We start from the raw sequence: 8227 nt of genomic DNA, 5'->3' as shown, positions 1-8227 counted from the left end.
CCCATGGGGTGCCTGGGGGCGGCGGGGGTGGGGTAGGCTGGCGAGGCAGCATGCCGCCGGCGGGCGCCTGACGGGCCGGTTTTTCTTTGGCGACGGGGACGGTGAGGATCTGATCGAGATCACGGCGCAGTTCGCGAGAGGACTGATAGCGCCTGGCGACATCCTGCTCCATCGCTTTGCGTATGATGGCGTCATAGCGTGTGTCGCAGCCCACTTTTTCACTGGGCATTTGGAAATTGCCGCGTGGGATTTTGCCGGTGAGCATGTTGTAGAGCATCACGCCCATGGCATAGAGATCAGCGCGGCCATCGACCTGCATGCCGATGACCAGCACCTCGGGCGCGACGTAGTCCGGGGTGCCCATGGTGGTGCCTTCCTGAGTCAGGCTGCCGGACTGCCCCGGATCGTGCATGCGCGCCAGACCGAAGTCGGCCACCTTCACGGCGCCTTCCATGTTGATGAGAATGTTCGCCGGCTTGATGTCGCGGTGAACGACGCCGTGCTCATGAGCATAAGCAAGCGCGTCGCAGACGTGGGCGGTGATGGCCAGCGCGTGATCAACCGGCAGTTTGCCCTGCGACTGGATCATCTTGGAGACGTCCGTTCCGTCGATGTACTCCATGACGATGTAGAGGAGTTCATCGCGGGTTTCGCCGAAATCGTAGACGGCCACGATGGCGGGATGGTTCATCTTTGCCATCGTGCGCGCTTCGTTCTTGAAGCGTTCGATGTACTCGGCCTCGTCTTCCGCCACCTGAGGTGGGAGGACCTTGATGGCCACGAGCCGGTCGAGAGAAGTCTGTCGTGCCTTGTAGACGGCGCCCATGCCACCGCAGCCGATCATCTCCCACTGATCATACTGAGGCAGCATGGCCTGCAGATGCTCTGGTGATGGCGGTGTCCAACCCATGGCTCCGTCATGTGGAGGTTTCTCATTCATGCCCTGTGAAAACGATCATTAGCGGCGGAGCGTAGCCGTCGGCTTTGAGAATGGGAACTGGAAAATCAAATCAGGCCGCGGCGGACCAGAGATTCCTCCATGGCACGATCAATCAGCATCACGGCCAGTGTTTGAGTGGCGTCATCCAGCAACTGAGTGGCGGCTTTGAGAGCCTTGGCGTCATGATCCGTGGCGTCAAGCAGGACACGCACCGTGGCGGCCTGACTGACCACGGCAGATTTCTCTTCCGTGCTGATGGCATCACCGAGTTGATCCAGTGCGGCATCGACAGCGGGGAGGAGTTCTTCCGCCTTGAGTTTTGCTTCCGTCCAGATGCGTTCGTTCATGTCCTCGAAGGCGAAATCGACACTCTCGGAGATCATCTGCTCCACGCGTTCGTCTTCGACATCGACGGCGGTGCCGCTGATCTGCAGGGTGGTGTCCTGATTGGTCGCAGTGTCGCGGGCGAGAACGTGCAGGATGCCATCGGCATCGATGCTGAACTGCACGCCGACGCGGGCGCTGCCTTTGGGGCCGGCGGGAAAGGGGACTTCGATGCGGCCAAGCTCCCAGTTGTCCTTGGCGAGTTCGCGTTCGCCCTGAAGGATGCGGATGAGCATGCTGTCCTGATTGGCGACGGCATTGGTGAACATCTCGCCGGCCTTGGCGGGGATGGTGGTGTTGCGCGGGATGATGATGTTCATCAAGCCGCCGAAGGTTTCGATGCCGAGCGAGAGCGGGGTGACATCGAGGAGGAGGACCTGGCGCAGGCTGCCGCCGAGGATGCCTGCCTGAATGGTGGCACCGAGGGCGATGGCTTCGTCGGGGTTCTGAGAGGTGTTGGGTTCGCGGCCGAAGATTTCGCGCACGTAGTCGCGCACCAAGGGCATGCGGGTGCTACCGCCGACGAGGATGACTTCATCGAGCTGTTCGGCTTTGACGCCGGCATCGCTCAAGGCGCGCAGGCAGTGGATGCGGGTGCGCTCGATCCATGGGCGGGCGATTTTTTCGAGATCGGCGCGGGTGATATCGAGTCCATTGAAGCTGGCTGTGTCGTCGGTGGATAGGCGCTTTTTGACGGACTCGGCTGCTTCGAGGACGCGGATGTCGTGGGAGGGCAGCGCGAGTTTTTGTGCGATGAATTCGGCGAGGAGGCGGTCGATGTCATCGCCACCGAGCTGGGTGTCTCCGGCGGTAGAGAGCACCTGGAAAGTGCCGTCGCGCATTTCGAGAACGGAGATGTCAAAGGTGCCGCCACCGAGATCATAGACGGCGATTTTTTGATGCTCGGTGAGTTTGTCGAGACCGTAGGCGAGTGCGGCGGCGGTGGGCTCGCTGAGGATGCGGAGGACTTCGAGACCGGCGAGTTCGCCGGCGCGCTTGGTGGCGTTGCGCTGGGCGTCGTTGAAGTAGGCAGGCACGGTGATGACGGCCTGGGAAACGGATTGTTCGAGAGCGCGTTCGGCGACGGCTTTGAGGTGCTTGAGGATCTCTGCAGAGACTTCGACGGGGGAGGTTTTTAGCTCGCTGAGTGAGTAGGGCGGTGTCCATCCGGCCTCACCGGGGCGGCGGCCGATGAGGCGTTTGACCGAGGTGATCGTGCGCGTGGGGTACAGGGCGCGCTGGCGCAAGGCCACGGCTCCGACAGAGATGCTGCCATCCTGGGCGATGCACACGGCGCTGGGGGTGCTGCGGCTGCCGTTTTCATCGGCGAGGAGGATGGGGAAGCCGCTGTCAACGACACCGACGAGGGAGTTCGTGGTGCCGAGATCGATGCCGAGGATGGGGGAGTTTGGATTCAACGTTTCGAGAGGTTCACACGGGTGGGCTTGCTAAACACTGCGCTTTGGTCAAAATCAAATCATGGAATTACTGACTACAGGCCTGATGACCGGGGCGCACCTCACCGAAGACCAAATTGCCGATGCGGCGGCGCAGCTGGTGGATGCGGCGGTGACGGCGGCCGACAAAGCCCATTTTCTGCGGGCTCTGTCGAAGAAGGGTGAGACGCCGGCGGAGATCGCGATGTTTGTGAAGGAGTTTTTAAAGCTGGCGGTCGATCCGGGGATTGACCGGGCGAAGCTGCCGGGGCCGATGCTGGATGTGGTGGGCACGGGCGGGGACCAGCTGCATTTGTTCAATGTGTCGAGCACGGCGATGTTCATTCTGGCGGCCGGTGGCGTGTGCGTGACGAAGCATGGGAACCGTGGGATCACCTCGAAGGCGGGCGGTGCGGATGTGCTGGAGGCGCTGGGCATCAAGATCGACCTGCCGAAGGAGAAAGTCGTGGCGGGCATTGAGAGCATCGGGCTGGGGTTCTTTTTTGCCCCGCTGTATCACCCTACATTCAAGGCGGTGGCGGAGGCGCGGAAGCTGCTCGCGGCGGAGGGGCAGCGTTCGATTTTCAATGTGCTCGGGCCGCTGCTCAATCCGGGGCGGCCTGATTACCAGCTCATCGGTGTATTTGATCCGAAGCTGACGCGGGCGTTTGGCGAGATTTTGGTGCAGCTGGGCCGCAAGGGAGCCTGGGTGGTGCATGGCAGCGCTGCGGATGGGCAGGGGATGGATGAACTTTCGACGCTGGGGGTGAATGATGTGTGTCAAGTCGCGGAGGGGAAACTCAGCGAGACGCGGATTTATCCGAAGGACCTCGGCTTTGGCCCAGCGGCGCTGGAAGATCTGGTGGGGGGTGATGCCACGGAGAACGCGGCGATTCTTGAAGGCGTGCTGGCGGGAACCATCAAGGGGGCCAAGCGTGACATCGCGGTGCTGAATGCGGCGGCGGGTTTTGTGATCACCGGCATGGCTGCGGATCTGATGGCAGGCAAAGCACTGGCTGAGGAACTGCTGGAGCGTGGCGCGGCGCATGCCAAGCTGCGGGCAATGCAGGATCTGATTTGAGCTGATTTTCCCGCAAGACAGGCAGGGGAAAGATGTTAGGATGTCCTAATAATCTTTTCTCCTGCCCATGCCTCACCCCAGTGAAGTGCTTCAATACGCCCAGAAGGTGCCGCACACCATGTGGGCCACCATCGCGATTGTGGGGTTCTTCGCGTTTGCGGCGGGGCTGGCGTTTGCGAAGGGGGTGGTGCAGCAGATCATCAATGTGGCAACGCTGGCGCTGTGCGCGGCGGCGGCGTGGTATGTGTTCATGCACCGGACGGTGATTTTCGGCGCGGCGGGGATGCAGATCACGACGAACCGGATGGTCGTTGCGTCGGTGATAGCGGCGGGGATCATGTTCGCCGTGTGCAAGGTGGGGAAGTATTTTCTGGCGGCCTTTGGCCTGATGCGAATGTTGGGAGGGCTGACGGGGTGGAAGGGACTGATCGTGAGCATCCTGCCTTCCGGCGCGCTGATGTGGATGGGCAGCGTGGCGCTGCGCATCGTGGGGAGTCTGTATGGCATGGAGAACGCGGCGGAGATCGTCAAAAAGGGTGGCTCGATCGAGAGCCAGGCGAAGTCCATTTTTTACAGCCTGAGCCAGAAGATCGACAACAGCCCCATCGGCGGGCTGGTGAAGAGGCTGGACCCGTATGACATCAAGCCGACGGCGAATCTGGCACGACTGCTGATTCTGTGGCCGGAGGGGACGATGTGGCAGCGACTGGCCGAACAAAGTCCAGCCACGGCCAATGCGCTGAACCATCCGCTGATCGCCAAGCTCGGCTACGATCCGGAAGTGCGGAAGGCCATCGAGAACAAGGACTTCGCGGGGCTGATGCAACTGCCCCAGGTCGAGAAAGTGGCGAACCACCCGGACCTGCAGCCTATTCTTGGAGGCATGCAATTGGAGCAGGCGATGGACTCGGTGGTGTACAAGCAGCCACCGCCGCCGCAGCCGGTGAGGTTGAATTGAGGTGGAGGGAGTGATGCGGTCTTCGGTTTTGACTTGAGCCGCGAACCAAAACCACCTTGTATGAGCGACTCCCAGTCATGAAAATTGCACCCCTTATTCGCGTGGCCTTGGCAATCTTTGGGTTATTGACAGCTTCGTCTCTCAGCCAGGCTGTGGAGCAGGCACCTGCGGAAGCGGTGCTGCTGCTGACGCAATATGAAAGCAAGGTGAGAGCGGATGTGATGAAGCCGCATGAGCTGGCGATAACTGATCTGAACGCGAAATTTGTCCAGGCGCTGGAGCGGGAACAGGACGCAGCGCAAAAAGGGGGGAAACTGGAAGAAGCCCTGGCATTCAAGGCGGAACGCGAGGCCGTGCTGGCGGGGCGCTACACGGGTGAGGCCAGCGGCGGTGCCGGCCCCTTGAGCATGCAGAAAATGCGCAGCACGTATCGTCTGGCCATGCTGCGGCTCGAGCAGGACCGTGACAGCAAGCTGCGCCCGCTTCTGGCAATGGCCACGACGTCATTTCAAGGGCTTGTGGAAACGCTGACCAAAAGCGGAAAACTAGATGAAGCCGTAGCCACGAAGAATATGCTGCAGGCTCTGCTGACAACGCCTGTGACTCCTTTGCCTGCCGTCCATGGAGCCAAGCCTGTCGGACTGTTCACCAACAGTCTGGGCATGGTGTTTGTCCCTGTGCCTGGCACCGACATTCTGATGTGCATTCATGAGACACGGAACGCCGACTATGCCGCCTATGCGGCGAGCACTCCGGGCGTGAACGAAATGTGGAAAAAGATGGCGGCACAGATGTTTTCACGTGAAGATGACGACAGGCCTGTGACGGGTGTCAGTTACGAAGAGGCGGTGGCCTTCTGCCTCTGGCTGAGCAAAAAGAAGGGAGGGCACACTTATCGTCTTCCTACCGACCGCGAGTGGAGCATTGCGGTGGGGCTTGACAAGAAAGAAAACTGGACCAAGACCACCACGCCGGAGAGCCTGAACGAGCGAGTGCCGGACGAGTTCCCGTGGGGTGGCATCTTTCCTCCACAAACAGCTGACCGGATTGGCAATTATGCTGACGTGACGCTCAATGCCAAAATGGCAGACAAGAGTCCTATTGATGGCAATTTTTCTGATGGACATCCCTACACGGCACCGGTGATGAGTTTCAAGCCTAACTCACTGGGCATCTATGATCTTGGAGGCAACGTCTGGGAGTGGGTGGATGACTGGTTCAATGAGGCGAAGCAGCAGCGTACTTTGCGCGGCGCTGCCTGGAACATCAACTCTCGTCAAAGAATCCTTTCCTCTGCCAGAGACAGCCGCAGGCCCCATGACCAGGGCAACAACCACGGTTTCCGTGTGGTGACCGTGGCGACACCCTAGCTGATTTAGCGCACCGAAAAAAACCGGCAACGGCACGTTGCCCCGGGCGTGGCTCTCGCTTTGATCTTCCGGCACTCGCCCTTTTCCTTTTCGCATGCCCAAATACATTCTTACCATCGGCCTTGAAGTTCACGCGCAGCTCACGACGCGCAGCAAGATGTTCTGCGCCTGCCCGGTCGAGTATGGTGCGGAGCCGAATACGCACACCTGCCCGACTTGCATGGGGCTGCCGGGAGCACTACCGGTGCTGAACCAGGCGGCCATTGAGAAGACCATTCTCACGGGGCTGATGCTGGGCTGCGAGACGCCGCCGGTGGTGAACTGGGACCGCAAAAATTACTTCTACCCGGACATGCCGAAGAACTACCAGATCACGCAGATGCCCTTCCCGCTCTGCCTGGGCGGTGGTGTGCCGCTGTATGATTATGCGTATCCCAAGGATGCGCAGAAGAGCATCGCCAATCCGGGCAAGGTGGTGAAGCTGACGCGCATCCATCTGGAGGAGGACGTGGGCAAGTCCACGCACTATGACAAGTTCAGTGCGCTCGACTTCAACCGCGCCGGCACGCCGCTGATGGAAATCGTCAGCGAGCCCGACCTCGACAGTGCGGAGGAGGTTGTGGCCTACCTGGGGAGCCTGCGGCAGATCCTGATCTATGGCGGCGTGAGCGATGCTGACATGGAGAAGGGCAACATGCGCTGCGACGTGAACATTTCCCTGCGACCCGAAGGCCAGAAGGAGCTGGGCACCAAGATCGAGCTGAAAAACATCAACTCGATGTCAGCCATCCGGCGTGCGATCAAATTTGAGGCCGAGCGTCAGGCCGACATTTTGGACGCGGGTGGCAAGCTGGAGCAAAGCACTCTGCGCTGGGACGATGACCGCGGGGAGACCACGCTCATGCGCTCGAAGGAGGACGCGCATGATTACCGCTACTTCCCGGATCCCGACTTGCTGCCGGTGCGTACGGCGGATCTCGTGGCCAAGATGCGGTCGCAGGTGCCTGAGCTGCCGCATGAAAAACGTGCGCGTTTTGAGAAGGACTATGGCTGCAGCGCCTATGATGCCAGCGTGCTGGCGAGTGAAAAGGAGCTGGCTCTCTGGTATGAGGCAGCCGTGGCCGCCGACACGAAGGTGCCGGCCAAGAAAATTGCCAACTGGGTGATCAACGATCTGCTGGGTGCTCTGAATGACCGCTCGCTCACGCTTGCCGACTGCCCGGTGAAGCCGGAGGCGCTGAGTGCGCTGGTGGCCACCATTGAAGGCGGCAAAATCTCCAACAACCAGGGCAAGGAAGTGTTTGTTGAGATGTTTGAGACCGGGAAGCCTGCGGCCGAAATCATCAAGGCCAAAGGATTTGAGCAGGTGAGCGACACGGGGGCTCTGGAGGCCATTGTGGAGCAGATCCTTGCCGCCAATCCAGATAAGGTGGCTGAAGTCAAAGGCGGCAACGAGAAGGCCATGAACTGGTTTACGGGGCAGGCGATGAAGGCCAGCCAAGGCAAAGCGAACCCGAAGATGGTGACGGAGATCGTGCGGAAGAAGGTGCTGGGGTGAGGCCGCTGCGCGGAATGACGAAACCCGAATGACGAATGAAGTCCGATTTCACAGTTTCTTGTGTTAGTGTCGATGAGATCGAAGACGAAAAAGGAATTGCGGTGTGGCTGGCCGATGCTGACCCCGTGGAGGTAGATTATTTAACTTTTCAACGGGCTCTGGAGCCGGATGAGCAAAGTGTCCGCCTTGGCCTGAACCGAGTCTATGCGGAAAGAAATGATCAGGGCTTCTCAGGGTATGGCGGCATTGAAAGTGTCTCGTTGTTTCGTGATCATCTGGAGGTCCACTTCAATGGCAAAGGATCCAAGTTCATGGGCGGACTTTCGACGATGAAAGTGTCCTTCGAACTTGATGCTGCCGCATTTCAGAAGCTTCGAGAAGGTCTTGCAGTCTGCTTCGACGGGTTGGGAAAGTATCATGACGGAGCTGATTTCTAGAGCTTTGTGGCTATTTGATGCCCCTGATGCCATCATGCAGGCACAAAGCCAATCCCCTCACCC

The 8227-nt window shown here is 59.8% G+C and carries 7 protein-coding genes; 5 read left to right on the top strand and 2 right to left on the bottom strand.

Translation table 11 applies throughout. From position 1 onward, the window contains the following. On the bottom strand, window positions 1-940 hold a 940-nt coding region (locus tag WAW39_RS20995; RefSeq protein WP_422321121.1), incomplete at its 3' end, for a serine/threonine-protein kinase. Window positions 941-1005: 65 nt separating this feature from the next. Beyond that, window positions 1006-2742 carry an Hsp70 family protein gene (locus tag WAW39_RS20990; protein WP_422321120.1) on the bottom strand — a complete coding sequence of 579 codons (1737 nt, stop codon included), beginning with the start codon at window positions 2740-2742 and terminating at the stop codon, window positions 1006-1008. Window positions 2743-2803: 61 nt separating this feature from the next. On the opposite strand from WAW39_RS20990, the gene trpD reads away from it, so the two are divergent. The 5 genes from trpD to WAW39_RS20965 all read left to right on the top strand — a co-directional run bounded on the left by trpD (window position 2804) and on the right by WAW39_RS20965 (window position 8164). Beyond that, a complete protein-coding gene (trpD, locus tag WAW39_RS20985; RefSeq protein ID WP_422321119.1) occupies window positions 2804-3841 on the top strand; it encodes an anthranilate phosphoribosyltransferase in 1038 nt (345 codons plus the stop codon). Window positions 3842-3908: 67 nt separating this feature from the next. Continuing rightward, window positions 3909-4799, top strand: coding sequence for a hypothetical protein (locus WAW39_RS20980; RefSeq protein WP_422321118.1), 891 nt, complete (start codon window positions 3909-3911; stop codon window positions 4797-4799). Window positions 4800-4876: 77 nt separating this feature from the next. Then, window positions 4877-6169, top strand: coding sequence for a formylglycine-generating enzyme family protein (locus WAW39_RS20975; RefSeq protein WP_422321117.1), 1293 nt, complete (start codon window positions 4877-4879; stop codon window positions 6167-6169). 94 nt (window positions 6170-6263) lie between these two features. Further along, window positions 6264-7727 carry an Asp-tRNA(Asn)/Glu-tRNA(Gln) amidotransferase subunit GatB gene (gatB, locus tag WAW39_RS20970; protein ID WP_422321116.1) on the top strand — a complete coding sequence of 488 codons (1464 nt, stop codon included), beginning with the start codon at window positions 6264-6266 and terminating at the stop codon, window positions 7725-7727. Window positions 7728-7762: 35 nt separating this feature from the next. Then, the gene (locus WAW39_RS20965) at window positions 7763-8164 is read left to right on the top strand and encodes an Imm10 family immunity protein (protein ID WP_422321115.1); all 402 of its coding nucleotides are present in this window, start codon (window positions 7763-7765) and stop codon (window positions 8162-8164) included. Window positions 8165-8227: the final 63 nt, after the last annotated feature.

It is taken from the genome of Prosthecobacter sp., from assembly GCF_049294395.1.
GTDB lineage: Bacteria > Verrucomicrobiota > Verrucomicrobiia > Verrucomicrobiales > Verrucomicrobiaceae > Prosthecobacter.
This window is presented reverse-complemented; position numbering and strand designations above follow the sequence as displayed.

Bases quoted from the DNA above. Each gene is read 5' to 3' on its own strand.
- WAW39_RS20980 (WP_422321118.1), top strand. From the start codon at position 3,909: ATGCCTCACCCCAGTGAAGTGCTTCAATACGCCCAGAAGGTGCCGCAC.
- gatB (WP_422321116.1), top strand. From the start codon at position 6,264: ATGCCCAAATACATTCTTACCATCGGCCTTGAAGTTCACGCGCAGCTC.
- WAW39_RS20965 (WP_422321115.1), top strand. From the start codon at position 7,763: ATGAAGTCCGATTTCACAGTTTCTTGTGTTAGTGTCGATGAGATCGAA.
- trpD (WP_422321119.1), top strand. From the start codon at position 2,804: ATGGAATTACTGACTACAGGCCTGATGACCGGGGCGCACCTCACCGAA.
- WAW39_RS20975 (WP_422321117.1), top strand. From the start codon at position 4,877: ATGAAAATTGCACCCCTTATTCGCGTGGCCTTGGCAATCTTTGGGTTA.